Here is a 25134-nt window from a genome sequence, read left to right as displayed (position 1 = left end):
GTCCGGCTCGCGTACTATGCTTCCCATCCGGTGGTCATGCCGGACCAGCCTTGTCAGGCGGCATTTCCACGACGCAACAGGAACACCATGTCACACCAGCAGAACTCGCTAGCCTCTCACCCCGACCCGGTCCATGCCGTGTCCCTGCGGCAACTGATCCGTTACGATCAGCTCATGGCGCTGCGCCAGACGGTGCTGCTGTCCATGCCGGTCAACATGCTGCTGGGCGTGATCTCGACCTTCGTGGCCTGGCGCTCGGGCAAACTCTCCATCGCGCTGATCTGGCTGGCCTGCTCGGGGCTGGTCAATGTGTTGCGCATCCTGGCCTGCCGCATCCCGGTGGAGCGTCTGGCAGCGGCGCTGCCATTGCTGGGTGCTCGCACTGTTGGCGATGGCGATCGCGTCACCGAACTCAACCTCCGACTGCACTGCATCCTGGCCCTGATGTCGGGCATCGTGTGGGCCGGCGTGCCGCTGCTGTGTGCTGGCTATACCACACCCGAGACCCTCTTCTATCTCACCTGCGTATGCGGCATCACTGCGGGTGCCGTGACCCACGGCTTCGCATTTGCTCGCATTCCGATCTGTTTCATTACGCCGCCGCTGCTGTCCATCATCTTTTGCCTGGCTACCATCGAGCCCAGCACCACCCGCATGTCACTGGCGGCGGCAGTGCTGCTCTACCTGGCCGCACTGATCCGCGGTTCCAAGGTCAGCGAGGGCCTGGTCTCGCACGCCAGCGCCCTGAAGAATGAAGCCACCACTGCCAAGCAGGCGCTGGAAGTGGCGCACCAGGACCTGCACCGGTTTGCCCAGAAAATGCAATATCAGGCCGAGCATGACCTGCTGACCGGGCTGCTGGGCCGGGCCGGTTTCATGGAAGCGGCGCCGCGCATGGTGGCCCGGCAGGAGCATGCGCTGTGCATGATGTTCCTCGACCTGGATGGCTTCAAGGTGATCAACGATGCCTACGGCCACGAAGCCGGCGACCAGGTGCTGGTCGAGGTGGCGCGGCGGTTGCAGGCCAGCGTGCCGGCGGCCGCCACGCTGGCGCGCCTGGGCGGCGACGAGTTCGTGATCCTGTACGCCCTGGCGCCGCAGGCGGAGCCACCGGAGCAACTGGCCCAGCGGCTCATCGCTAGCATCCGCCAGCCCTTCGCCCGCCTGGCGCACCGGCACATCGGCCTGAGCCTGGGCATCACCATCACCCGCAGCCATGACATCAACGAGATGCTGGTCTGCTCCGATGCCGCCATGTACGAGGCCAAGCGCCGTGGCCGCAATCAGTTCCATGTGTTCAACGACGCCCTCAACGCGCACCTGCAGATGAAGCGCGATGTCGAGCGCGACCTGGCCGATGCCCTGGCGCGGCGTCAGCTGGAGGTCTGGTTCCAGCCCATCATCCAGCATGATGGCCGCACCCTGGATGGCTTCGAAGCCCTGTTGCGCTGGCGCCATCCGCGCCACGGCGCCATCGCACCGCCCGACCTGATCGAGATCGCCGCGCTGGCTGGCCTGTCGGAGGAGTTGCTGCGCTTCATCATCGGCGAGACCGGGGCCATGATCGCCTTCCTGCAGGCCAGCGGTCGCCCGGACCTGCGGGTATCGATGAACATTTCGCCACGGGAGATGGAGCGTATCAGCGTCGATGAACTGGTGACGGAGATGCTGAAGTCGCGCCAGCTGCCGGCACGGATGCTGGAAATCGAGATTACCGAAGAAACCGCCCTGGACCTGCAGGCCGCCAGCCAGAGTCTGGTGGCGCTGGCGATGCAGGGCGTGAGCATCGCCATCGATGACTTTGGCGTGGGTTATTCCTCGCTGGGCTTCCTGCGCCAGATGCGCGTATCGCGCGTGAAGATCGACCGCAGCTTTGTCACCGGCCTGACCGATCAAACCGAAAACCAGGCGCTGGTGGCCGCGGTGCTGCAGTTGTCGGGGTCTTTCGGCTTCCAGGTGGTGGCCGAGGGCGTCGAGAGCGAGGACGACCTGCGCACCCTGCAAGCCCTGCAGTGCCATGCGATGCAGGGCTACTATTTCTCCCGCCCGATGCCGGCGGACCAGGCGCGCCGCATGGTCAGTGCCCTGGCGCAGGTGTAAGCGCCCATCCACCTGTAGCGCAATGCACCGTGATGACGCGGGGCTGACAAACTTGAAGCAGATCAAGCTTTGTCCCATCTGGGCGCCGCTCCACTGCCGAGGCAGATATGCTGCGACACAACAAGCATGCCTGCGCATGCCCCGTGTCCCGTCATTCCATCCCGGAGAATGCCATGTTTCCACCCGCCCAGGCCTCACCTGCGCAGCGCTACGACCAACTCATCCGCGACGCTCTCGGCGCCCGGCCCATGCGGGTCGCCGTGGTCCACCCCTGTTCCGTCGAGGCCTTGCAGGGTGCGCTGGAAGCCCGCGACGAAGGTTTGTTCGAACCCGTGCTGGTCGGCCCCGAAACCAGGATACGTGGCATCGCCGAGCAGGCTGGCCTGTCGCTGCAGGGTTTGCCGATCGAAACGGTCGAGCATAGCCATGCGGCGGCCGCACGGGCGGTTGAACTGGCCGTGCAGGGCAAGGTGGGCGCCTTGATGAAGGGCAGCCTGCACAGCGATGAATTACTGGGGGCGGTAGTCGGTGCCGGCTCGGGCCTGCGTACCGAGCGCCGCATCAGCCATGTGTATGCGATGGCCATCCCCACCTATCCCAAGCCGCTCGTCATCACCGACGCCGCCATCAACATCGCTCCCACCCTGGCGCACAAGCGCGACATCTGCCAGAACGCCATCGACCTGCTGCACGTGATGGGCGTGCCGCGTCCCCATGTGGCGGTGCTGGCGGCGGTGGAGACGGTCAATCCCGCCATGCCCTCCACGCTCGATGCCGCCGCGCTGACCGTGATGGCGACGCGCCACCAGATCACCGGCGCGCTGGTGGACGGCCCGCTGGCCTTTGACAATGCCATCAGCCTGGAGGCCGCCACCATCAAGGGGATAGCCTCACCGGTGGCCGGCAGTGTGGACATCCTGCTGGTGCCTGACCTGGAGGCCGGCAACATGCTGGCCAAGCAACTGATCTACCTGGCGCAGGCCGATGCTGCCGGCCTGGTGCTGGGCGCACGCGTCCCTGTCATCCTCACCAGTCGCGCCGACAGCCTGCGGGTGCGCCTGGCTTCTTCCGCACTGGCCCGACTGGTGGCGGCGCGGACCGCCATGCAGGCATCCCCCAAGGAGGGCGCATGAACCGCTGGCTATTGACCTTCAATGCCGGGTCGTCTTCGATCAAGCTGGGCGTGTTCTGCCTCGACGACAACCGTGCCACCAGGATCGGGCAGGGACAACTGGACCTGCATCTGACGCCGCTGCAATTGCGTCTTGAGATAGAAGGCATGCGTTCGAGCATCGAGATCAAGGCCGACCCCGTAGCGTCCATGGACAAGGTGCTGGAAGAAGTGCTGCACCAGTTGGAAGTCGGGCATGAGCAGGGCGCCCTGTGCGCGGTCGGGCATCGCGTGGTGCATGGCGGCCTGCACCTGTCGCGTCCGGTGCTGCTGGACCCTGCCATCGAAGCCACGCTGGAAGCCCTGGCGCCACTGGCTCCCTTGCACCAGCCGCAGAACCTGCGGCTGATCCGCGCCATCGAGCGCCTGCGCCCCGGGCTGCCGCAGACCGCCACCTTCGACACCGCCTTCCACGCCACCCAGGATGCGCTGGCGCGCCGCTTTGCCCTGCCGCGCAAGCTGCATGACGAGGGCGTGCTGCGTTACGGCTTCCACGGCATCTCCTATAGCTACATCGCCGATGAACTGCGTCGGCGCGGCCTGCCGGAAGCGCGGGGCAACGTCGTGGTGGCGCACCTGGGCAATGGCGCCAGCCTGTGCGCGCTCCAGAACGGTCGCAGTGTCGATGCCAGTACCGGTTTTTCGACGCTGGAAGGTGTCCCCATGGGCACGCGTTGCGGCTCGCTGGACGCAGGTGTATTGCTCTACCTGTTGCAGCAAGGGATGACGCCGGCCGCACTGGAAGACCTGCTGTATCACCAGAGCGGGCTGCTGGGCGTGTCCGGCATGAGCGCCGATGTGCGTACGCTGCAGCAGAGCGATGCTCCCCCCGCGCGCGAGGCGCTGGAACTGTTCGCGCTACGATGCGCGGGAGAGGCCGCCCGCCTGGCCACCACCCTGGGCGGCATGGATGCGCTGGTCTTTACCGCGGGCATCGGCGAGCATGATGCCCGTATGCGCGCGGCCATCTGTCGCCGTCTCGACTGGCTCGGTATCAGGCTGGACCCGAGCGCCAACGAGCAGCATCTGGAATGCATCAGCGGCGAGACCAGTCGCCTGCGGGTGTTGGTGATCCCGACCAATGAAGAACAGGTCATTGCCGACGACGCGGCCAGATTGCTGATGGGGAGGGGGCGATGAGGGTGTTCGCGCAAGGCGTGGAGCCAATGGCGTCGACAGTGGTGGTGTCGACAGCGACGGCGCGCTAGTCGCCGGCCGCTGCTGCTTTCTTGCGGGGACGGGGCGGCTTCTTTGCAGCTACAGCGGATGGAGCGGCCGTGGTGGCGGTCACCGCCACGGACGCCTTCATGAACCACGCCAGCACGGACTCGGCGGTCTTGCCGTCCACGATGTGCGGCACGCAGCGGTAGGAGAAGCTGACGCCTTCGCACAGCGCCATCAGGCCGATGGCGATCTCGCGCGCCGGGGCGGCCGGGACGACGCCGGTCAGGTCGCAATAGGCCTGCACGAAGCGGGTGATCTGGTGATACCGCTCTTCCAGATAGACATCGAGCTGCAGGCGGAATTTCTCGTCGCGCAGGGCCACGATGCGCGCCTCCATCCACAGCAGGCTGCACTTGTCGTCGCGATACAGCGCCGAATATTGCTCGGCCAGCGCATCGCGCAGGGCCTCGGGATCGGTCAGTCCGCCATCGAGCAGGCGCTCGAAGCCACGGTCGATGCTCTCGCCCTCGCGCCTGAGCAATTCGAAGAAGAGCTGGGTCTTGTCGTCGAAGTTGGAATAGAACGCGCCCCGCGAATAGCCCGCCGCCGTGCTGATATCCTCCACGCTGGTGAGCGCATATCCCTTTTGCATGAAGACCGCGTGTGCCGCCTCCAGCAGCCTTGCGCGGGTCTGCTCGCGACTCTGCTCGCGGCTCAGTCGTGGGCGTGGTGGGCTTGGTTCGCGTGTCATGGGGCAGGATTCTAACACTGTTGTATTCAAATACAGGATTGCATCTGAATTCAGATCTGCATTAGAATCCCTGAACTTTTGTAAAGATGACCATCGAGGATGCGGAGCGCCCGGCGATCCGACCCTACCTTCCTGAAAGGAAAGCTGTGAAGCCCGACCCACGTCCCCGTGTCCTTCCTCTGCATCTACCCGTGCGCGTGCCGCTCGGCCTGGCCGCGGCCGCGCTGGTGCTGACCCTGTCAGCCTGCAGCAAGCCGGCGCCGGTGGCCGATGCCCCGCGTGAAGTGGTGATCCTGCAACCCCAGGAGCGCGAAGGCGGGCAGCCCCTGCATCTGCCCGCCGAAGTGCAGTCGCGCTATGTGACCTCGATGTCCTTCCGTGTCGCCGGCCAACTGGTGGAGCGCCGCGTGCACCTCGGCGACGTGGTGCGCAAGGGCCAGGTGCTGGCCCGCCTGGACCCTTCGGATGCCGACCAGAATGCCGCCTCCGCCCGCGCCGAACTGGCCTCGGCACGCCAGCACCTGGACGCGGCCGAGAAGCAGTTGCAGCGTGATACCGCCCAGGCCCGCGAACAATTGATCAGCGCCCAGCAACTGGAGCAGAGCCAGGATGCGCGCGCCGCTGCACTGGCGCAGTTCCAGGCGGCCCAGGCACGTGCCTCGGTGGCCGGCAACCAGCGCGACTACACCACCCTGGTGGCCCAGCATGACGGCGTCATCAGTGCCGAGCAAGCCAATACCGGCGACGTCCTCAACCCAGGTTCGCCGGTCTATTCGCTGGCCTGGTCGGGCGCCGTGGATGTGGTGACCGATGTCGCCGACCGCCAACTGGCCGGTCTGCAGCCCGGCCAGCCGGCCACCGTCACCCTGGCCGCGTTGCCGGGCAAGACCTTCAAGGGCAAGGTGCGCGAAGTCAGCCCTGCCGCCGACCTGCAGAGCCGCACCTATCGCGTCAAGGTCACCCTGGAACAACCCGACGCCAGCGTGCGCCTGGGCATGACCGGGGATGTCGTGATCACGCCCGACGTCCCCTCCGGCCAGGCCAAGGTATTGCTGCTGCCGGCGACGGCGCTGTTCCATCAGGCTGGCAAGCCGGCAGTCTGGATCGTCGGTGCCGAAGGCAAGCTGGAACTGCGGCCGGTGACGGTATCGGCCTATGGCGAGCGCAGCATTTCGCTGTCGCAGGGCGTGGCTGCGGCTGACAAGGTGGTGGTGCAGGGTGTGCATACCCTGACCGCAGGCGAGAAGGTCAAGCCGGTCGCTCCGCTGCACGCCGAGGACTTCGCCCTATGAGCGCGCCCGGCCGTTTCAATCTCTCCGCCTGGACCCTGCAGCACCAGGCGCTGGTGACCTTCATCCTGGCGCTGGTGACGCTGCTGGGCATGGGCTCCTACAACCGGCTCTCGCAGTCCGAAGACCCGCCCTTCACCTTCAAGGTGATGGTGATCCAGACCGACTGGCCCGGTGCCACTGCGCGCCAGGTGCAGGAGCAGATCACCGACCGCATCGCCCGCAAGCTGCAGGAAACGCCGGATGTGGACTTCCTGCGCAGCTATTCCCGCGCCGGCCAGTCGCAGCTGTTCTTCACCATCAAGGACACCGCGCCCGCTTCGCAGGTGCCGCAGACCTGGTACCAGGTGCGCAAGAAGGTCGGCGACGTCGCCGCCACCCTGCCGCAAGGCGTCAAGGGACCTTACTTCAATGACGAATTCGGCGACGTCTACACCAACATCTATGCACTGGCCGGCGACGGCTTCACGCCCGCACAACTGCGCGACTATGCCGACCAGTTGCGCGGCGAACTGCTGCATGTGCCGGGCGTGGCCAAGATCGATTACTTCGGCGAGCGCCAGGAACACATCTACATCGACATCGGCAACGCCCGCATGACGCGCCTGGGCATCAGCCCGCAGCAACTGGCCGATGCCATCGGTGGCCAGAACGCGGTGGTGCCGGGCGGCCTGATCACCACCGGCAACGACCGTGTCTACGTCCGTCCCACCGGCCAGTTCGACAACCTGCGGGCACTGGAAGACAAGGTCATCCACCTCAACAACCGCAACTTCCGGCTGGGCGACATCGCCACCATCCATCGCGGCTACGACGAACCCCAGGAACAGGAAATGCGCGCCAACGGCCAGCCGGTGCTGGGCATCGGCGTGACCATGCAGCCCGGTGGCGACGTCATCCGCCTGGGCAAGGCACTGGATGCGCGTACCGAAGAATTGCGCAAGCGCCTGCCTGCCGGCCTGACCCTGACGGCGGTCTCCAGCATGCCGCACGCGGTGGAAAAGTCGGTCGACGATTTCCTCGAAGCCGTGGCCGAGGCCGTGGCCATCGTGCTGGTGGTGAGCCTGGTCTCGCTGGGCATCCGTACCGGCATGGTGGTGGTGATCTCGATTCCCATCGTGTTGGCGGTGACCTCGCTGTTCATGTACATGTTCGACATCGGCCTGCACAAGGTCTCGCTGGGTACCCTGGTGCTGGCCCTGGGCCTGTTGGTGGATGACGCCATCATCGCCGTCGAGATGATGGCGGTGAAGCTGGAGCAGGGCTGGAACCGCCGGCGCGCCGCCGCGTTCGCCTACACCAGCACCGCCTTCCCGATGCTCACCGGTACCCTGGTGACGGTGGCCGGCTTCCTGCCGATCGCCCTGGCCAAGTCCGGGACCGGCGAATACACCCGTTCCATCTTCGAGGTCTCGGCCATCGCGCTGCTGCTGTCGTGGCTGGCGGCGGTGGTGCTGATCCCGCTGCTGGGTTACCACATGCTCAAGGAAAAGCCGGGCGCGCTCACCGATGAACAGATCGCCGCCAATCCGCATGCCGGCCATGACGAGGAAGACCACGACCACCCCATCTACCAGACCCGCATCTACACCCTGCTGCGGCGCTCGGTGTCCTGGTGCGTGGCCTTCCGTGGCCGCGTGGTGATCGCCACCACCTTGCTCTTCATCGGTTCGCTGGCCGCCTTCGCGCTGGTGCCGCAACAGTTCTTCCCCAGCTCCGACCGCCCCGAACTGCTGATCGACATGCATCTGCCCGAGCGGGCCTCCTTCGAGGCCACCCAGCGCGAGGCGATCCGCATGGAAGCCCTGCTCAAGGACCGGCCGCAGATCGATCACTACATCAGCTTCGTCGGTGTCGGCGCGCCGCGCTTCTACCTGCCGCTGGACCAGCAACTGGCCAGCCCCAACTTCGCCCAGTTCGTGGTCACGGCCAAGTCGGTGGAAGAGCGCGAAGCCCTGGCCCACGCCCTGGAAGAGCCGCTGCGCAAGCAGTTCAGCGGCGTACGTACCCGCATGACGCGCCTGGAGAACGGCCCGCCGGTGGGCTTCCCGGTGCAGTTCCGCATCAGTGGCGAGCAGATTCCCAAGGTCCGCGCCATCGCCGAACAGGTCGCCGCCGAAATGCGCAAGGAGACCCGCGCCACCAACATCCAGTTCGACTGGGATGAACCGGCGCAGCGTTCGGTCTCCTTCGAGATCGACCAGAAGCGCGCCGGTGAGCTGGGCCTGAGCAGCCAGCAGATTTCCAACTTCCTGGCCATGCAACTGTCGGGCTACACCATCACCCAGTACCGCGAGCGCGACAAGCTCATCAGCGTCGATCTGCGCGCCCCGCGCAGCGAACGTGTCGACCCATCGCGCCTGGCCACGCTGTCCATGCCCACTCCCAACGGGCCGGTCCCGCTGGCGACCCTGGGCAAGTTCCACAACACGCTGGAATACGGCGTCATCTGGGAACGCAACCGCCAGCCCACCATCACCGTGCTGGCCGATGTGCGAGCGGGCGTGCAGGGGATCGACGTGACCAACGATGTCAACCAGAAGCTCGACGCGCTGCGCGCCGAGCTGCCGGTCGGCTACCGTATCGACGTCGGCGGCCCGGTGGAAGAAAACGCCAAGGCGCAGTCCTCGATCTCGGCGCAGATGCCGCTGATGTTCATCGCCGTACTGCTGTTGCTGATGGTGCAGCTGCAAAGCTTCGGCCGCACCCTGATGGTGGTGATGACCGCCCCGCTGGGTCTGATCGGCGTGGTCGGCGCGCTGCTGCTGTTCGGCCAGCCTTTCGGCTTCGTCGCCATGCTGGGGACCATCGCCATGCTGGGCATCATCATGCGCAACTCGGTGATCCTGGTGGACCAGATCGAGCAGGACATCGCCGCCGGCCGTGGCCGCTTCGACGCCATCGTCGGCGCCACCGTGCGTCGCTTCCGCCCGATCACGCTGACTGCGGCTGCTGCCGTGCTGGCGCTGATCCCGCTGTTGCGCAGCAACTTCTTCGGCCCGATGGCCACCGCCCTGATGGGCGGCATCACCATCGCCACCATCCTGACCCTGTTCTACCTGCCTGCCCTGTATGCGCTGTGCTACCGGGTCAAGCCGGATGAAACCCATCACCGCGATAACGCCGCGCAAGGGAGCCACTGATGAGCGCCGTCCGTTTTTCCAACGTCCCACGTCCCCTGGCGCTGGCCGCTGCGCTGCTGGTCTCCGGTTGCGCACTGGGTCCGACCGGCGAGGCACCGGCCTCGCCCCAGCCGGCCCACTATGCCGTCGATGCCACACCCACCACCCTGGGGCCACAGGAGGCGCGCCAGAAGTTCGTGCTCGGCCAGCGTGCCGTGCCGCATTGGTGGCGTGCCTATGGTTCGCCGGAACTCTCGGCATGGGTAGATGAGGCGCTGCGCAGCAACCATTCCCTGGCCCAGGCCGATCGCAACCTGGCCGCCGCCCGCCTGCAGTTGCGTGCCCAGATCGATGAATCACTGTGGCCTACCATCGATGCGGTCGGCCAGGCCCAGCGCCAGCGTGCCCTGGGCCTGCCCAATCTGGGGCCGACCACCAACCTGTACAACGTCTTTGCCGGCCAGATCCGCGCCAGCTACACCTTCGACCTGTTCGGGGTGGAGCGCTTCGCCAACTCGGCTGCGGCGGCCCAGGTGGATGCGCAGTCCTATCAGTTCGATGCGGCGCGTCGTTCGGTGGCAGCCAATGTGGTGATCACGGCCATCAACGCCGCGTCCCTGCACGCGCAGGTGATGCATACCGAACGCCTGGTGGCGCTGGCCGATGCCGATGTCGAGGAGATGCAGCGCCGGCTGGCACTGGGTGCGGTGTCACAGGATGAATTGCTGTCGGCGCAGGCCAGCGCGCAGTCGCTGCGCGCCAGCCTGCCCGGCATGAAAGCGCAGTGGCAGGCCTCGCGCCATGCGCTGGCGGTGCTGATGGGACGTACCCCGGACGCTGCGCCTGCCGACCTGGATATCACCCGCCTGCAGCTGCCCGGCGAAGTGCCGCTGGCCTTGCCCTCGGAACTGCTGCGCCAGCGGCCCGATATCCTGGCGGCTGACGCCGCATTGAAGGTGGCCGCGGCCGAGCAGGCGCTGGCCACGGCCGAGATGTTCCCCAGCCTGTCCATCAGTGCTTCCTTCGGTCAGTCCGGTTTTTCCTGGGCCAAGGCCACCAGCGGCGCGGGTGCGGTGTGGGGTCTGGGGGCTTCGCTGACGCAGCCGCTGTTCCACGGCGGCGCCCTCAGCGCCCGGCGCGATGCTTCTAAGGAAGCCTATCTCGCGGCCGAGGCCAATTATCGCCAGACCGTGTTGAATGCCTTCCAGAACGTGGCCGATAGCCTGGTGGCGCTGACCCAGGATGCTGATGCCCTGCAAGCCTCCACGGCGGCGCGCGCGGCCAGTGAGCAGGGCTGGCGCAATGCCCAGCGACGCGCCCAGCTGGGGGCCTACCCGGCCAGTGCCACCCGCGCCGGCGAACGCCAGTATCTCAATGCCAGGCTGGGCGAAGTGCGTGCCACGGCCAGCCGCATGAGCGATACCGCCACCCTGTTCCAGGCCATGGGCGTGGGTATCGAAGTGCCGGCCCAGCAGGCAGCGGCCAAGCCCTGAAGAGACAGGACGGGGGCGCCGGTGTGCGCTCCCATCCGGATCACCGTCTCAACCGCCCATGTATTGGTGGAACAGGTGGCTGAACAGCCGGGTCAGGTCTTTCATCAGCATCGCCCCGCCGCGACCGGCGTGGGCTTCGAACGCGATGCTCATCGTACCGATGAAGACGGCCAGGCGCAGGGTGGTGGTGTGCATGATGGGCTCCTTTTGGTGGTGGATTGCGGTGTCGATGGAGTCATCTTGCGCCGGTCCGGTCATGCCCGGATGTCAAAAAGCGACGCCAGCATTTCAGTTGAAATAAATTTTTCTCCCTGTCAGGGCTTCGTCAGTCTTCCCGCAAACAGCTCGGCTATATTCTCGCGAGATGGCAGGCCTGTATCGCCCAGGTCATCGCCATCGCCATTGTTATCACGCACGACAACAACGAAAATCCGCGCACGCGGGGAAAAACGAGAATCGGGGAATCCATGTTGAGAATGCTGGTATGCCTGGCAGCACTGCTGCTGGGTGGTTGTGCCTCCATCACGGGCACGCAGACGCAACCCATTTCGGTCCAGGCCACGCAAGGCAGCCAGATCGTTTCCGGCGCCACCTGCACGCTGAGCAACGATGCTGGCAAGTGGTATGTCAGGACGCCCGGCAGCGTCGCCATCAAGAAGAGTACCGCCGACCTGCTCGTGGAATGTGCCAAGGACGGCGTGGTCGGCCAGCAGAATGTGGTGTCCAAGGCCAATACGAATGTCTGGGGCAATATCCTGGTCGGCGGCGTCATCGGTTACGCCATCGATCGCAATAGCGGCGCCGGCTTCGATTATCCGGACGCCGTCACCGTGGCGCTCGGCGGCCAGTTGGGCGCCTTGCCAGGGACACCGTTGGCACCTGGCAAGACCGGGGCGGCGCCGGCCGTGGCCACCGGTCGCTGGCGGGCTGTGATGTCCTGCGACGCCAACCGCACCATCCCAGACAGCAAGCCCTATAACGCCAACTTCATCGCCGAGGTCGATGGCAACCGCGTGATGCTGCGACGGCGCACCAAGATCGCCGAGGAAGTGATGTCGGGTACCATCACCGGTGAGTCGCTGACCCTCAATGGTCTGGGCTACCGTTTCGAAAAGCCGGGCGTCTCGTGGGTGTTCCGGATCGATGGCGTCTTCATGGGCAATGCCAAGATCTATAACGGGAAAGGCGCCATGCTGACCAAGGCCGGCGTGGTCGCACGCGAATGCACGGTGGTGATGATCCACACGGATGTACCGCCGCCGGCACCCAAGAGCGAGGCGCCCGAGGTGGCGGCGGCACCTGCTGGTGCGCAATAAGGGGAACGGATTCAGCCCTTGCTGGCCCCGAAGGTGAGACCGGCCACGAACTGCTTCTGCATCACGAAGAACAGGATCACCGAGGGCAGGGCTGCCAGGATGGAGCCGGCCGAGACCAGGTTCCAGGCGGTGGTCCACTGCCCGCGCAAGGCCGCCACGCCCACCGTGATGGGCGCCACGTCATCGCCCTGGGTCAATACCAGTGCCCAGAAGTAGTCATTCCAGACGAAGGTGAAGACCAGCACCGCCAGTGCCGCCAGCGCGGGCCGGATCAGCGGCAGCACGATGCGGTAGAACACGGTCCACTCGCTGGCGCCTTCGATGCGCGCTGCCTCGATCATCTCGAAGGGCAGCTGCTTGATGAAATTGCGCAGGAACAGCGTGCAGAAGCCGGTCTGCATGGCGATATGGAACAGCATCATCCCGGTGATGGTGTTGAACAGGCCCAGCGACAGCGACAGGTCCCGCACCGGGATCATCAGGATCTGCTGCGGCACGAAGTTGCAGGCCACGAAGGTGGCGAAGAGCACCGTATTGCCGCGGAACGGGTAGGTCGACAGCGCAAAGCCAGCCATCGCCGCCAGCGAGATCGCCCCGATCACCGAAGGGATGGTGATCAGGCAGCTGTTCCAGAAGTAATGCAGCATGGGTGACGCGGTCAGCGCTTCGCGGTAGTTCTCCAGCATGGCGAAGTCCTGCGGCCAACCCCAGTAGTTGCCGGCCATCAGTTCGTCGTTGGAGCGCACCGAGGTCACCAGCGCGGTCAGCATCGGCAACAGCCAGATCAGCAGAGCCACCGGCACCGAGATACGGTACAGCGCCCGGTTGAGCGGCTTCCATTTTTCTATCGGCATGGGAAACATGGCGATCCCTCTTTTCTTCGTTAGCGTTCGGCGCGCAGCATGCGGCGCAGTTGATAGATGATGTAGACCAGCATGATGGCGAACAGGGTCACCGCCACCGCCGCCGAGTAACCCTGGCGGTAATACTTGATGGCCTGGTCGTAGGCGTAGTAGGCCAGCACGGTCGAACTCTCGTAAGGTCCGCCGCTGGTCATCACCGAGATCAGGTCGAAGCTGCGCAACGCACCGATGATGCTGACCACGAAGGCCATGAAAGTGGTCGAGCGTAGCTGCGGCAGGATCACGTAGCGCAGCATGCTCCAGCCCTTGGCGCCTTCCATGCGCGCCGCCTCCACCTGGTCGTGGTTCAGCGCAGTCAGCCCGGTGAGGTAGAGGATCATGCAGTAGGCGGTCTGCGGCCACAGCGCCGCGCAGATGATGCCGAAGGTGGCATAGCGGGCGTCGCCCAACACCGGTATCCCCTGTCCCAGGATCAGCGACAGCAGGCCGAAGCTGGGATCGTAGAACCAGCTGTAGATCAGTCCCACCACCACTCCCGAGAGCACGAAGGGCGCGAAGAACAGCGACTTCACCACGCGCATGCCGCGCACCTTCTGGTTCAGGTAGAGCGCGATGGCCAGGCCCATGGGCGGCGCCAGCAGGAACATCAGCAGCCACAGCACATTGTTCTTCAGGGCCGTGTAGAAGGTCGGTGCGTGGAACAGTTCGACGTAGTTGGCCAGGCCGACGAACTTGGGATCGGTCATGCCATCCCAGCTGAAGAAGCTGAGATAGATGGTGTACAGGATCGGATAGAGCACATAGACCAGCGTCATCACGCAGGCCGGCGCCAGGAACCAGAAGGCGGCGCGGTTGCGGCGGGCGGCGCTGCGCTGCGGGCTGCTGGCCGGGGTGGCTGATACGGCAGTGGCCGTTGCATCGGTCGCAGGCGGCTGCGCGGCGGAAGTGGGCGCGAGCATGGCGGGGTCTCCTTCAATTTCTGCGGGCCATTGCCGCCGCTGTCAGCGACCGGAATGGCCCGGGTGGGTCACTATCTGCCAGCGCTCAAGACTTCTTGTAGATGCGCTTGCGAGCCTGTTCCAGATCGTTGAGGACATCATCGAGCTTGTTTGGATCGCTGATGAACTTTTGCATGCCCTTCATGCCTTCATCGGCCATTTCCTTGGTCATGTCGCGATCATAGAACTGCGAGATGCCGCCCTTGGCATTGGACAGGATCTCGAAGCCGATGCGCGAGATCGGGTCGCTCGGTGCCGGCGACTTGCTGTTGGCCGGCAGCGATCCCAGGCCCTCGGCCAGCTTGGCGCTGATGGCGGGTGTTCCCACGAAGGCGATGAAGCGGTGCGCATCGGCCTTGTTGCGTGCCTTGGCCGGGATGTGGATCGATTCGGTCGGACCTTCCTCGGCGGTCGGCACGGCGGCATCGATGATGGGGAACTGGAAGTAACCCATCTCCGGTGCCAGCTTGGCCGGGAAGCCCTTGGCGATGAAGGTGCCCATCAGCATCATGGCGGCCTTGCCCTGGAACAGGAAGGGCTGGGCGCCGTCCAGGTCGTAGGACAGGGCGTTGTCGATGAAGACCTTGTTGTCGATCAGGCTCTTCCAGGCGGTATAGACCTTCTTCACGCGCGGGTCGGTGTAGGCCACGTCGCCGGCCATCAACTGCTGGTGGAAGGCATTGCCGTTGATGCGCAGGTCCAGGTAATCGAACCAGCCGGCCAGGGTCCAGGCGTCGCGACCACCGACGGCGACCGGGGCGATGCCGGCGGCCTTGAGCTTCTTGCAGGCTTCCAGGAATTCATCCCAGGTCTTGGGTTCGCCGGCGATGCCGACCTTCTTGAACAGGTCCTTGCGGTAGAACATGCCCCAGGAGTAGTAGACGGTCGGTGCCGAATATTGCTTGCCCTGCCAGGAGGACGCTTCCTTGGTGGAAGCGTAGGTGGTGTCCCAGCCGTTCTTCTTCCAGTCTTCGCTCAGGTCTTCCAGCAGGCCGCGGCTGGCGTAGAAGGCCATGCGCTCGCCGTTGTGCCAGTTGATGACGTCCGGCGCCTGGGTCGACAGCCAGCCCGGCAATTGCACCTTGTAGGCTTCTTCCTCGATGAAGGAGGCCTTGATCTCCACGTCCGGGTTGGCCTTCTTGAACTCATCCATCGTCGATTGCCATACTGCGCGCTGGACCGCCCCCTTGTAGGCGATGTTGACGGCCAGGGTACCAGCCAGGGCGGCGCTGCTCCAGGCGGATGCGGCCAGGCAGCCGGCGATCACGGTCATGCGAATCATCTTGTTCATTGTCGTCTCCGAATGTTGGTTTCAAAACAGCTGGGTGATCAATCCTGTGATCGATCTTGCGCAGCTTCTTGTACAGTTTCTGCCAAGTTCTTTGCCCATCGTGCGCAGGTCTCTTGCCTGCTTGTGCAGCGGCAGCCGTGGCTGCCGTGCGCTCTTCCAGAGTGAGGCCGGCGTCTTGCCTAATCGGGTTTGCTGCTGCGATAGATCGCCACACCCTGCGGCTCCAGCTTCGCCTGTCCCACCAGGAACTGCGCGGCATCGGCTTGCGGCAGCTGCACCGGCGCATCGCCATAGTTGAAGGCGAACTGCAGGCCACCGCGCTGCTGCAGGCGCAGGCCTTCCGGCAGTCGCTGCGGCGCCAGTCCGGCGGCGTGCGCCACCTCTTGGAAGTAGCGCGTGCTCAGGTCGGCATCGAAGATGCCGGCCAGATAATGGGCGCGTTCCTTGCGCACGATGGCGGGATGGCCATCCCCGAAGCGGGCGACGGTCTGCAGACCATCGCCATCGGCTTCGATCAGGTCGCGCCAGTAGCGGCCCTGTCCTTGTTCGCTCCCCCATTGCACCGGTTCGCTGACGTTGGGACGCATCGATTCCACACGCCAGACGCGCATCGGCAGCAACTCTTGCAGCGGCCCCGGCGGCAGCGTGTGGGGGATCTGCAGCGAGCCCGTCTTGGAACCGCTGCGGGGGCCGAACACCACCTGTGCGCCGCTTTTTGCAATGCGCCCCGGCAGGTCGTCCGGCACGATGGGCAGCGGCGGCACCACGATCATGGCATAGCCTTGCAGGTCCGCGTGCAGTGGCACGATGTCCACATCCAGGCCCAGTGCGCGCAGGGTGGAGTAATAGTCGAAGGCGAAGTGGGCGTATTCGAAGTCGATGCCCTGGAAATGGATCTCGAAGAGCCACTTGGCATCGTAGTCGAACAACAGCGCCACCTTGCCGCGTGGCTGTGCCAGCGTGCCATGGGTGGCTTCGACTGCGAGGATTTCCTGGGCCACGCGCTCGGCTTCCGATCCGCCGACGTCAAGGCGATTGTCGGGACGGTTCAGGCCGGCGTGCATCTGTTCCTGTGCGAACGGGCACTGGCGCCAGCGGAAGTAGGAGACGCAGCCGGCGCCGTGGGCGAAGGCTTCCCAGCTCCACAGGCGCACCATGCCCGGCAGCGGGTGCGGGTTCCACTGCGCCCAGTTCACCGGTCCCGGTTGTTGTTCCATGACCCAGAAGGGCTGGGCCGACATGCCGCGATAGAGGTCATGGTTGAAGCTGGCGAAATCCGGATGACCGGTGCGCAGCCAACGGGCCTTGGTGTCCTGGTCGAACCACATCACTTCCAGCGCACCCAGCGGATAGCTATCCCAGGTGGCCACGTCCAGGTCGGCCGCGACCGGATAGTGATCGAACTCCAGGAACATCTGCATGAAGTTGTGCACCATCAGTCGACCTGGCGAGAGTGGACGCAGAATCTCGACCTGCATGCGGTTGTAGCGCACCACCTCGTCGGAGGCGAAGCGGCGGTAGTCCAGGCGATGCGAAGGATGGGCTTCGGTGACGGTGCCGATGGGCGCATCGATTTCATCGAAGCTGCGATATTCCATGCTCCAGAACACCGTACCCCAGGCGCTGTTGAGCGCGTCGATGCTGCCGTAGCGCTGGCGCAGCCACTGGCGGAAGCGACGCTGCGCTGACGGCGAATAGCTGACCACGGTCTGGTGGCAGCCGTATTCGTTGTCCAGTTGCCAGGCGGTCACGGCCGGGTGCTGGCCATAGCGCTCGCCCAGCAGGCGCACGATGCGTTGCGATTCCTCGTAGTAGGAGTCGGACGAGAAATCGTAGTGGCGACGCGAACCGAAGGCGCGCTCGCGACCCTGGGCATCGACTGCCAGCACATCGTCATGACGGTCGATGAGCCACTTGGGGGGCGTCGCGGTCGGGGTGCACATTACCACCTCCAGACCCTGCCGGGCCAGCACCTCGATGGCGCGATCCAGCCAGTCCCAGCGCAGGTCGCCCGGCGACGGTTCGATGCGGCTCCAGGCGAATTCGCCGATGCGCACCTGCTTGATGCCCAGCGCCTGCATGCGTTGTGCATCGCTTTCCCACATGGCCTCGGGCCAATGTTCCGGGTAGTAACAGACTCCCAATCGTAACGACATGGTCGTGATTCCTTAGCGGTAGTGAAGCGTGGAAGGAGAGGTGCGGCGGCGGTCGCGGCCGCCACCGTAGGTTCAGGCCGCCGCAGCCAGACCGGGAGCGACTTGCCTGCGCGCCAGCGCCACGCCGTCCTGGTCGAAGAGATAGGTGCAGTCGGGAGACACCGAGACGCGCAGCCGTTCGCCACGGGCGATGTGGGCGTCGCCAGCGGCCTTGGCCACCAGCGGTTGGCCGGCCGGCTCATCCAGATGCACGTAGGTCTGCTCACCCAGCCGTTCCACCAGCACGACTTCACGGGTGATGCCGTACTGGCTCTGGTGGCCGCTATGGCTGTTATGGCCGATTTCCATATGTTCAGGCCGCACGCCCAGCGTCAGTAGCTGGCCGGGCTGCACGGTGCCTTGCGCGGCCACCAGCACGGTCTCGTCGCTGTTGGTCAGGCGCACCAGGATGCCGTTGTCCTGCGCGCCCACCACCTGTACCGGCATGAAGTTCATGCGCGGCGAACCGATGAAGCCAGCCACGAAGCGGTTGCGCGGATGGTGGTACAGCTCCATGGGCGTGCCGATCTGGGCGATGCTGCCGAAGCGTTGCGTGTCTGCCCCGGCGTGCAGCAGCACGATGCGGTCTGCCAGGGTCATGGCCTCGACCTGGTCGTGCGTGACATAGACCACGCTGGCCTGTTCGAACTGACGATGCAGGCGCGCGATCTCGATGCGGGTCTGGCTGCGCAGGGTGGCATCCAGGTTGGACAGCGGCTCGTCGAACAGGAACACGCCGGGACGTCGCACGATGGCACGTCCGATCGCCACCCGCTGACGCTGGCCACCCGACAATTCCTTGGGCTTGCGCTGCAGCAGTTCTTCCAGCTGCAGGATGCGTGCGGCCTCGCGCACCTTTTGTTCGATCTCGGCCTTGGGCAGCTTGGCCAGGGTCAGGCCGAAGCTCATGTTCTCGAACACCGTCATGTGCGGGAACAGCGCATAGCTCTGGAACACCATGGCCACCGCGCGCTGCGCCGACGGCACATCGTTGACGCGGCGACCACCGATGAAGAGGTCGCCGGAGGAGAGGTCTTCCAGTCCCGCGATCACCCGTAGCAAGGTCGACTTGCCACAACCCGAAGGGCCGAGGAAGACACAGAATTCATGCTCGCCGATGTCGAGGTCCACGTTGCGGATCACCGGCGGGGCATCGCCGTAGGCTTTTTGTGCTGCACGCAAGCTGATGCTGGCCATCACGTCTTCCTTACAGAAATGGATTGCAGGTCAGGCCGCCGCAAGGACCGGGCGGAGGTCAGGTTAAGCGGAAGGTTAAGCGCTTAATCAAACGATCCAAAAAAAAGATCGCCTGAGTTTCCTGTATGCAATCGGGGTTGTCTCCACGTCGTTGTTCTGATCGTGTTGCCGCCTTGAGACGGCAAATAGTTTGGGTCGATCATACCCATCTTGAATCGGCCCTGCAACAACAATCCTGTAACCGCTGGCCGACAGGATTTTGTCAGCCGGACGTGCTGCGGAGCACACCGGTGCGGTGTGCCGCGTTGACAAGCCCGGCATAAGCGGATTGAATGCGAGGGCTTCCAACTCCATGCAGCCATGACCACCTTATCCGAAGTCGCCCGTCTGGCCGGTGTCACCTCGGCCACCGTCTCCAATGTCCTGCGCCAGCGCGGCAAGGTCGGCGAGCAGACGCGCCAGCGCGTGCTGGACGCCGTCGCCCAGCTCGGCTACCGGCCCCACCTGACGGCGCGTGCACTGGCCGAGGGGCGGGCACCGACGCTGGCGCTGGTGGTCTCCAGCATCGCCAACCCCTTCTATCCCGAATTCGCCCTGGCGGCCGAACGTGCCGCGCGCGAGCGTGGCCGTTTCCTGATCGTCTGCAATACCAATGACGATCCCGATACCGGGCGGGCCTACCTCGACCAGATCGCCGGCACACTGTCCGACGGCGTGCTGATCATGAATGCCAACCTGCCCATGGATGAGCTGCGCAAGACCGAGCAGCGCGGTGCGCCGGTCGTGCTGTGCATGTGGGAGAAGCCCGATGCACCGCCGGAGCTGCCCTGCATTGCGGTGGATTTCCATGAGGCCGGCGCCGTTGCAGCGCGTCATCTGCTGGGGCTGGGCCACCAGTGTTTTGCCGCGCTGGTGGGCAGCAAGAAGAGTGGTATCCATGCCGAACGCTATCGCGGATTTTCCCGCGCCTGCGCGCAGGCCGGGCACAAGCATCCGCTGCAGCGCACCCGCTACATCAACGACACTGTCGAGGCCGGTTATCGCGCTACGATGGAACTGCTCAAGGAGCATCCTGAGGTGACCGCCATCTTTGCCAGCAATGACCTGCCGGCATTGGGGGCGATGAACGCCATTGCCGATCTCGGGCTGAACGTACCGCGTGACATTTCAGTCACCGGCATCACCGATATCCAGTGGGCGCGGGTCTCGCGTCCGGCGCTGACCACGGTCGCGGTGCCTACCGAGGAAGCGGCCCGCATGTCCATCGATCTGCTGCTGGCATTGATCGAGCGCCGCAGCCCGTCACCGGTGATGCGGGTGACGGCCACGCCACAGCTGGTCCAGCGCGCCTCGACCGCGGCGCCACGCAAGCATAAGGGCTGATCAGCGCACCTGCAGGCTCTCCAGATACGCACAGAACATGTCGGCCATGGCTTCGCCGTAGGCGCGGATGGTCTTGGGCTGCTGCGCGCTGCGCGAGAGATGTTCACCCACCGAGGAGAGCGTGGTCATCACCAGTTCGCCGGCGCGCTTGCGGCGCTGTGCCGGCACGCCCGGCAAGGCTTCGCGCATGAAGGCGGCGATGATGGCATCCCACTCCTGGATCAGCGCCTCGGACTCCACCGCATCGCGATAGAGCGGCGCTGCATCGGCCAGCGCCAGCCTGACCTGGGCTTCCTCGAATTCACTGCGGATGAAGGCATGCACCAGTTCCCGTAGCCGCCTGGCGGGTGGCTTGCGCTGGTCCTGCAGCAACTGGCGCACCATCCCGGTGGTCTGCTGCCATTCGTCGGCCTGCAGGCGGAACAGGATGGCCGCCTTGTTGGGGAAATACTGGTACACCGACCCCACGCTCACGCCAGCCCGCTCGGCCACCCGCGCTGTCGTGAAACGCTGCGCCCCCTCGCGCAGCAAAACCTGAACAGCGGCTTCGAGAATGGCGGCGACCAGTTCGGTCGAGCGGGCCTGCTGCGGCGTCTTGCGCAGGGAAATCTGGGGCCGGCGGGGCTTGGACATGGTGCGGGAAGTGGTCGTAGGGAATGCGAATGGAAAACCTGACGAAATGATCGCATACTGCAAATCGACAGGATGTGACGGATTCGTCGCATTCTAGCCTGAGCGGCCGCCAGGTTCAATCGCGCTGGCATTCGCGCTAGCTTTCGCACTGGCACCGGCCGCGCAGGCATCTTTCCTTCGCTTCTTTCCAAGGACTCACCATGAACAGCAATCCGGCTGACAAGCCTGCTTCCGTGACACCGCTGGCCAGCCCCGGCGCGGCGGTCTTTCTCAAACTTGCACCGCTGACGTTGGCGGTCTTCATCGCCTTTCTCACCATCGGCCTGCAGTTGCCGGTATTGCCCCTGCATCTGCAGGATGCTTTGGGCATGCATGCCACCATGGTCGGCGTGGTGGTTGGTGCGCAGTTCGCGGCGGCCCTGTTGTCCCGCTCCTGGGCGGGCAACCAGGCCGACCTGCATGGGGCCAAACGTGCCGTGGTCAAGGGCTTCATTGCCGCTGCGATCTCGGGGCTGATCTATCTGGCTTCCCTGGTCTTGCTGGAGTGGCCCACGCTGTCGGTGCTGGTCCTGCTGGCCGGGCGCGTGATGCTGGCCCTGGGCGAGAGCCTGGTGGTCACCGGCACCATGAGCTGGGGCATTGCGCTGGTCGGCCCGCAGCATGGCGGCAAGGTCATGGCCTGGCTGGGCATCGCCATCTATGCCGCCATGGCCTGCGGGGCGCCGCTGGGGGTGGCGGTCAGCCATATGTATGGATTTGCCGGCATCTGCCTGGTGAGCCTGGCCATTGCCCTGCTGGCACTGGCGGTCATCGCCGGCCTGCGCCCGGTGGCGCCCAGCGCCAGTCGTCGCACGCCCTTCTACAAGGTGTTGGGCGCGGTATGGCAACCTGGGCTGGGGCTGGCCTTGTCCAGTGTCGGATTCGGTGTCATCACGGCGTTCATCGCGCTGCTGTTCGCCGCGCGTGGCTGGGGCGATTCTTCGCTGGCCTTTACCAGCTTCGGCTTGGCCTTCATCATCGCCCGCCTGCTGTTTGCGCATCTGCCGGATCGCATCGGTGGTGCCAGGGTGGCCCTGGTCTGCGTGCTAATCGAAGCCCTGGGTCAGTTGCTGATCTGGCGGGCCAATGCCAGCGCGCTGGCCTATGCCGGTGCAGCCCTGACCGGCTTCGGCTATTCGCTGGCCTTTCCCGGCTTCGGCGTGGAGGCGATGCGCCGCGCTCCACCGCAGACCCGTGGATTGGCGATGGGCGCCTACGTGGCTTTCCTTGATCTGTCGCTGGGCGTGACCAGCCCCCTGGCCGGCGCATTGGCCAGTCAGGTGGGTGTGCAGGGTGTGTATCTGGCGGGAGCGGTCCTGGTGGGATTGTCGACGCTGGTGGCGCTGCATCTGATGCGCTCACCCGGCGAGGGGACATGAGCACCGGCGGGTAGCGCGTCAGGCCCTAGGGCGCCGACATGAAAACGCCGCTGTCTGTGCAGCGGCGTCATTCGTTTGCAGCGGGTCTTGCGTATCTCAGGCGTTGCGTGGATTGCGCCCGTGCTTGCGCTGATACATGGCCTGGTCCGCCGCATGCAGCAGTGCGCTGAAGTCGCACATTTCCGATGGTGTGACAGTGGCCGCGCCCAGGCTGATCTCGATGTCGGTATGCGGCCACTTCACCCGCGCCACCGCCTGCTTGATGCGATCGGCAACCTGCTGTGCACCGGTCTCGTCGGTATCGGGCAGGATCAGCGAAAACTCGTCGCCGCCGTAGCGTGCCAGGAAATCACTGGCGCGTAACGGCGAACGCAAGACCCGCGCCAATTGTTCGAGCAAGGCATCGCCGGCCGGGTGGCCGTAGGTGTCGTTGTATTGTTTGAAGTAATCCACATCGACCATGAGCATCGACAACGGCCGCGCATTGCGCAGGTGCCGTGTCCATTCCTCGCGCAGGCGGGAGTCGAAGCTGCGACGATTGCCGATGCCGGTCAGCGAGTCGGTCATGGTCTGCTGTTCCAGCTTCTGCATGGCACGATGAGTGTCGAGCAGGGCTTCGAGCTGGCGGCCCAGTTTCAAAAAGGCGTCGCGCTGCGCCGCGGCCAGCGTACGTGGTGCGCGATCCATTACGCACAGCGTGCCCATGATGTCGCCATTGCCCGACACCAGCGGTACGGCGGCATAGAAGCGCACCGGTGGGGTGCCGTTGGCCAGGGCGCTGACAGCAAAGCGTTCGACGGTATGCAGATCGGTAATCTCGGTGACCACGCCAGGCGTGCGAGCGGTCATATCGCACAGCGAAAAGTCCACGGCGTTGCGCAACACGCCAGTCTGACCGGGGAAGTGCCACCACTGATTGCGGCTGTCGCCACGGCCATTGATCACCGACAGGTAGGGCTGCTGCAGCCCGATGTCGGCGTGCAGCTGGCTGAACATGCCCATGGGAGTGCCACACACACTCGATGCCAGGGAGATGAAATCGGACAATGCCGGTTCCAGCCAGGCATCGGCGTCGCTGTCGGTGTGCGCGAGTTCGACGCGGGTGTTGACCAGTCCGCGTTGGCGGCCTTGGGTACGCTGGAAGAGGGAGCGTTCGGGAGTGTACTGGGCGTGCAAATCTCGAATGTTCATGGCGCGTTACTCTTGAGGGTTGGATTTCGTTTTAATTTGGTCGCCGTCAGTGCGTCGTGTGATGCGGTGGAAGGACGGCGTGGCAGGTTCTGGTGCGCGAACGGAAATATTTTTCTTCTTCATGAATCGCACAATCATGTTGCCCTGCGACATCAAGGTAGCAGATCACGTCCCGAAGTAAACCGCTTTGGAACATCCGCTTACAATTTATACCTGCTGGTAGCGCAAACGATGCCATTCCGATCACATAAGAACAGCTTCGCTGATCATGCCGACAATTGACGTTTTGTTAGTGTCTTCATAGAGATGCATAACAATAATTTGCGCGTTCAGGAATGCACATCGGACAGCACCACTTTCGCGTGTCAGCGGATTCTTATATTGCTCTGCAATACGGCGAAAAAAGGCGACATTCAGGCGTCGCCGACAAGCGACAAAACTGCGTCGCTACAAGGCGACGATTAATGCTTGCAAAGCTGCGCGGTCGTAAATAAACTCTGCCGTTCCTTGTTAGATCCGATCAACGTTTTTGAAAGCAGAGATGTCGACCCAGCCCAAAGCAGGCGCAGTCCTGTTCGCCAAAGATGTAGCCCGTCTCGCCGCGTTCTATGCGCAGGTGCTGGCGGTGGTTCCCAAGCATGCCCACGCTGAAAAGGTAGTGATCGAGGCCGAAGATTTCCTGCTGGTGATCCATGCCATTCCGCCTGCCGCCGCAGCCACGGTGGACATCAGCGCGCCACCGGTGTTGCGCGAGAACGTGCCGGTCAAGCTGTTCCTGCCGGTGCGCTCGCTGGCCCAGGCCAGGTTGAGCACGCAACAGCTCGGCGGTGGCTTGAAGCCGCCCGAGGCCGAATGGAGCGGTCCGGATTTCCGTGCCTGCGATGGCTTCGATCCGGAAGGCAATGTGGTGCAATTCCGCGAAGTCGCACGCGAGCCGGCGCTAGCTTCCTGAGCGCATTGCCGCTGACCTTGCAGAAGAACAAGACTGGTCAGCGCAGCGCTATCAACAGCACCAAAAAAAGAAGCCGTCCGGCAAACACCGGACGGCTTTTTCGCTCATGCATTCCTACACTCGGGCAACTCGACGCGGCGCTACCGCCCTCGCGTGCCGTGATGTGCTGTCGCGCTTACTGCACGGCGAGCTTGAAGTAGGTTTCACGCTGCATGTCCACCACGTCCACCGTGATCTGCACCTGGGTCTGTGCCGGCCAGATCCGGTCCTTCTGGATGGCCGCGCCCAGCAGGTCGGCGACCTGCTTTTTTTCTTCCAGCGTGCGGCCGGTCAGGATGGACAGGCGCAGCGCCACGAAGGCGCGCTTGGCGTCGGCGGCGGTGCCGACCAGGTAATCATCCAGACGCACTGCACGCGCCTTGATGGCGTTTTCATCAAAGTGTCCGCTGGCCACCAGTGCCTGGTTGAGCTTGAGCAGGGTGGGCTGTACGTCGAGGGTGAGATTGCCGGTGTATTCCACAACGAGATGGGGCATGGTGGTTCCAATCCTTGTTAGGTAGATGAGGGATGTGCGGGCTAAGGCTGCCTGCGACTGTAAGTCAAAACC

At 64.6% G+C, this 25134-nt stretch carries 19 protein-coding genes and 1 pseudogene; 10 read left to right on the top strand and 10 right to left on the bottom strand.

From position 1 onward, the window contains the following. Positions 1-87: 87 nt before the first annotated feature. The 3 genes and pseudogenes from I5R65_RS13125 (at position 88) to I5R65_RS13115 (ending at position 4411) form a co-directional block, all read left to right on the top strand. Positions 88-2100: a bifunctional diguanylate cyclase/phosphodiesterase gene (locus I5R65_RS13125; RefSeq protein WP_180668085.1), complete on the top strand. Its 2013-nt coding sequence runs from the start codon at positions 88-90 to the stop codon at positions 2098-2100. A gap of 95 nt (positions 2101-2195) precedes the next feature. After that, positions 2196-3233 (top strand): annotated as a pseudogene (locus I5R65_RS13120) (bifunctional enoyl-CoA hydratase/phosphate acetyltransferase); the annotation flags it as partial. Next, a complete protein-coding gene (locus I5R65_RS13115) occupies positions 3230-4411 on the top strand; it encodes an acetate/propionate family kinase (protein ID WP_180668083.1) in 1182 nt (393 codons plus the stop codon). The pseudogene I5R65_RS13120 and the gene I5R65_RS13115, both read left to right, overlap by 4 nt. A 64-nt stretch (positions 4412-4475) precedes the next feature. Here I5R65_RS13115 and I5R65_RS13110 read toward each other — a convergent pair whose 3' ends face one another. Next, positions 4476-5186 carry a TetR/AcrR family transcriptional regulator gene (locus I5R65_RS13110; protein WP_231395170.1) on the bottom strand — a complete coding sequence of 237 codons (711 nt, stop codon included), beginning with the start codon at positions 5184-5186 and terminating at the stop codon, positions 4476-4478. A 146-nt stretch (positions 5187-5332) separates the two neighbouring features. Between I5R65_RS13110 and I5R65_RS13105 the strand changes: the two genes are divergently transcribed. The 3 genes from I5R65_RS13105 to I5R65_RS13095 are packed head-to-tail and all read left to right on the top strand — an operon-like array spanning position 5333 to position 11090. Further along, complete coding sequence (locus I5R65_RS13105; protein WP_370460939.1) at positions 5333-6478, top strand: efflux RND transporter periplasmic adaptor subunit; 1146 nt, start codon at positions 5333-5335, stop codon at positions 6476-6478. Continuing rightward, a complete protein-coding gene (locus tag I5R65_RS13100; protein ID WP_180668082.1) occupies positions 6475-9618 on the top strand; it encodes an efflux RND transporter permease subunit in 3144 nt (1047 codons plus the stop codon). Before I5R65_RS13105 ends, I5R65_RS13100 begins: the two co-directional genes overlap by 4 nt. Further along, entirely contained in the window at positions 9618-11090 is a 1473-nt protein-coding gene (locus I5R65_RS13095; protein ID WP_180668081.1) for an efflux transporter outer membrane subunit, read from the top strand. Before I5R65_RS13100 ends, I5R65_RS13095 begins: the two co-directional genes overlap by 1 nt. Positions 11091-11138: 48 nt before the next feature. Here the strand turns inward: I5R65_RS13095 and I5R65_RS13090 are convergent, their stop codons facing one another. Next, entirely contained in the window at positions 11139-11285 is a 147-nt protein-coding gene (locus I5R65_RS13090; RefSeq protein WP_180668080.1) for a hypothetical protein, read from the bottom strand. Between the two features lie 272 nt (positions 11286-11557). Between I5R65_RS13090 and I5R65_RS24280 the strand changes: the two genes are divergently transcribed. After that, positions 11558-12406, top strand: coding sequence for a hypothetical protein (locus I5R65_RS24280; RefSeq protein WP_231395168.1), 849 nt, complete (start codon positions 11558-11560; stop codon positions 12404-12406). A gap of 11 nt (positions 12407-12417) precedes the next feature. On the opposite strand, the gene I5R65_RS13080 is transcribed toward I5R65_RS24280, so the two are convergent. The 5 genes from I5R65_RS13080 to I5R65_RS13060 form a co-directional block, all read right to left on the bottom strand. Continuing rightward, on the bottom strand, positions 12418-13269 hold the full coding sequence (locus I5R65_RS13080; RefSeq protein WP_180668079.1) for a carbohydrate ABC transporter permease: 852 nt from the start codon (positions 13267-13269) through the stop codon (positions 12418-12420). Between the two features lie 20 nt (positions 13270-13289). Beyond that, a complete protein-coding gene (locus I5R65_RS13075) occupies positions 13290-14228 on the bottom strand; it encodes a carbohydrate ABC transporter permease (protein ID WP_180668078.1) in 939 nt (312 codons plus the stop codon). 85 nt (positions 14229-14313) lie between these two features. Next, positions 14314-15558 (bottom strand): ABC transporter substrate-binding protein, encoded by a 1245-nt coding sequence (locus tag I5R65_RS13070; protein ID WP_180668077.1) that lies wholly within the window; start codon positions 15556-15558, stop codon positions 14314-14316. Positions 15559-15737: 179 nt separating this feature from the next. Further along, complete coding sequence (locus I5R65_RS13065; protein ID WP_180668076.1) at positions 15738-17714, bottom strand: beta-galactosidase; 1977 nt, start codon at positions 17712-17714, stop codon at positions 15738-15740. Positions 17715-17786: 72 nt separating this feature from the next. Continuing rightward, a complete protein-coding gene (locus I5R65_RS13060; protein WP_180668075.1) occupies positions 17787-18950 on the bottom strand; it encodes an ABC transporter ATP-binding protein in 1164 nt (387 codons plus the stop codon). A gap of 360 nt (positions 18951-19310) precedes the next feature. On the opposite strand from I5R65_RS13060, the gene I5R65_RS13055 reads away from it, so the two are divergent. Continuing rightward, the gene (locus tag I5R65_RS13055; RefSeq protein ID WP_180668074.1) at positions 19311-20333 is read left to right on the top strand and encodes a LacI family DNA-binding transcriptional regulator; all 1023 of its coding nucleotides are present in this window, start codon (positions 19311-19313) and stop codon (positions 20331-20333) included. Here the strand turns inward: I5R65_RS13055 and I5R65_RS13050 are convergent, their stop codons facing one another. Further along, entirely contained in the window at positions 20334-20966 is a 633-nt protein-coding gene (locus tag I5R65_RS13050) for a TetR family transcriptional regulator (protein ID WP_180668073.1), read from the bottom strand. A 200-nt stretch (positions 20967-21166) separates the two neighbouring features. Here I5R65_RS13050 and I5R65_RS13045 point away from each other — a divergent pair, with 200 nt between their 5' ends. Next, the gene (locus I5R65_RS13045) at positions 21167-22384 is read left to right on the top strand and encodes an arabinose transporter (protein WP_180668072.1); all 1218 of its coding nucleotides are present in this window, start codon (positions 21167-21169) and stop codon (positions 22382-22384) included. 96 nt (positions 22385-22480) lie between these two features. Here the strand turns inward: I5R65_RS13045 and I5R65_RS13040 are convergent, their stop codons facing one another. After that, on the bottom strand, positions 22481-23575 hold the full coding sequence (locus I5R65_RS13040) for a sensor domain-containing diguanylate cyclase (protein ID WP_231395167.1): 1095 nt from the start codon (positions 23573-23575) through the stop codon (positions 22481-22483). Positions 23576-24116: 541 nt separating this feature from the next. Between I5R65_RS13040 and I5R65_RS13035 the strand changes: the two genes are divergently transcribed. Then, positions 24117-24527, top strand: coding sequence for a hypothetical protein (locus I5R65_RS13035; protein WP_180668071.1), 411 nt, complete (start codon positions 24117-24119; stop codon positions 24525-24527). A 175-nt stretch (positions 24528-24702) separates the two neighbouring features. Here I5R65_RS13035 and I5R65_RS13030 read toward each other — a convergent pair whose 3' ends face one another. Then, on the bottom strand, positions 24703-25062 hold the full coding sequence (locus I5R65_RS13030; RefSeq protein WP_180668070.1) for a 5-carboxymethyl-2-hydroxymuconate Delta-isomerase: 360 nt from the start codon (positions 25060-25062) through the stop codon (positions 24703-24705). Between the last annotated feature and the right edge of the window lie 72 nt (positions 25063-25134).

The organism is Herbaspirillum sp. AP02, assembly GCF_015767275.1.
In the GTDB taxonomy this organism is placed as follows: domain Bacteria; phylum Pseudomonadota; class Gammaproteobacteria; order Burkholderiales; family Burkholderiaceae_D; genus Herbaspirillum.
Note: the sequence above shows the minus strand (reverse complement) of the source record. Positions and strands in the feature narration are given on the sequence as shown.

What these genes read in the sequence shown, in the direction of transcription:
- I5R65_RS13125 (WP_180668085.1), top strand. Translation starts at nt 88, where the DNA reads ATGTCACACCAGCAGAACTCGCTAGCCTCTCACCCCGACCCGGTCCAT.
- I5R65_RS13115 (WP_180668083.1), top strand. Translation starts at nt 3,230, where the DNA reads ATGAACCGCTGGCTATTGACCTTCAATGCCGGGTCGTCTTCGATCAAG.
- I5R65_RS13110 (WP_231395170.1), bottom strand. Translation starts at nt 5,186, where the DNA reads ATGACACGCGAACCAAGCCCACCACGCCCACGACTGAGCCGCGAGCAG.
- I5R65_RS13100 (WP_180668082.1), top strand. Translation starts at nt 6,475, where the DNA reads ATGAGCGCGCCCGGCCGTTTCAATCTCTCCGCCTGGACCCTGCAGCAC.
- I5R65_RS13095 (WP_180668081.1), top strand. Translation starts at nt 9,618, where the DNA reads ATGAGCGCCGTCCGTTTTTCCAACGTCCCACGTCCCCTGGCGCTGGCC.
- I5R65_RS13090 (WP_180668080.1), bottom strand. Translation starts at nt 11,285, where the DNA reads ATGCACACCACCACCCTGCGCCTGGCCGTCTTCATCGGTACGATGAGC.
- I5R65_RS24280 (WP_231395168.1), top strand. Translation starts at nt 11,558, where the DNA reads ATGTTGAGAATGCTGGTATGCCTGGCAGCACTGCTGCTGGGTGGTTGT.
- I5R65_RS13080 (WP_180668079.1), bottom strand. Translation starts at nt 13,269, where the DNA reads ATGTTTCCCATGCCGATAGAAAAATGGAAGCCGCTCAACCGGGCGCTG.
- I5R65_RS13075 (WP_180668078.1), bottom strand. Translation starts at nt 14,228, where the DNA reads ATGCTCGCGCCCACTTCCGCCGCGCAGCCGCCTGCGACCGATGCAACG.
- I5R65_RS13070 (WP_180668077.1), bottom strand. Translation starts at nt 15,558, where the DNA reads ATGAACAAGATGATTCGCATGACCGTGATCGCCGGCTGCCTGGCCGCA.
- I5R65_RS13065 (WP_180668076.1), bottom strand. Translation starts at nt 17,714, where the DNA reads ATGTCGTTACGATTGGGAGTCTGTTACTACCCGGAACATTGGCCCGAG.
- I5R65_RS13060 (WP_180668075.1), bottom strand. Translation starts at nt 18,950, where the DNA reads ATGGCCAGCATCAGCTTGCGTGCAGCACAAAAAGCCTACGGCGATGCC.
- I5R65_RS13055 (WP_180668074.1), top strand. Translation starts at nt 19,311, where the DNA reads ATGACCACCTTATCCGAAGTCGCCCGTCTGGCCGGTGTCACCTCGGCC.
- I5R65_RS13050 (WP_180668073.1), bottom strand. Translation starts at nt 20,966, where the DNA reads ATGTCCAAGCCCCGCCGGCCCCAGATTTCCCTGCGCAAGACGCCGCAG.
- I5R65_RS13045 (WP_180668072.1), top strand. Translation starts at nt 21,167, where the DNA reads ATGAACAGCAATCCGGCTGACAAGCCTGCTTCCGTGACACCGCTGGCC.
- I5R65_RS13040 (WP_231395167.1), bottom strand. Translation starts at nt 23,575, where the DNA reads ATGAACATTCGAGATTTGCACGCCCAGTACACTCCCGAACGCTCCCTC.
- I5R65_RS13035 (WP_180668071.1), top strand. Translation starts at nt 24,117, where the DNA reads ATGTCGACCCAGCCCAAAGCAGGCGCAGTCCTGTTCGCCAAAGATGTA.
- I5R65_RS13030 (WP_180668070.1), bottom strand. Translation starts at nt 25,062, where the DNA reads ATGCCCCATCTCGTTGTGGAATACACCGGCAATCTCACCCTCGACGTA.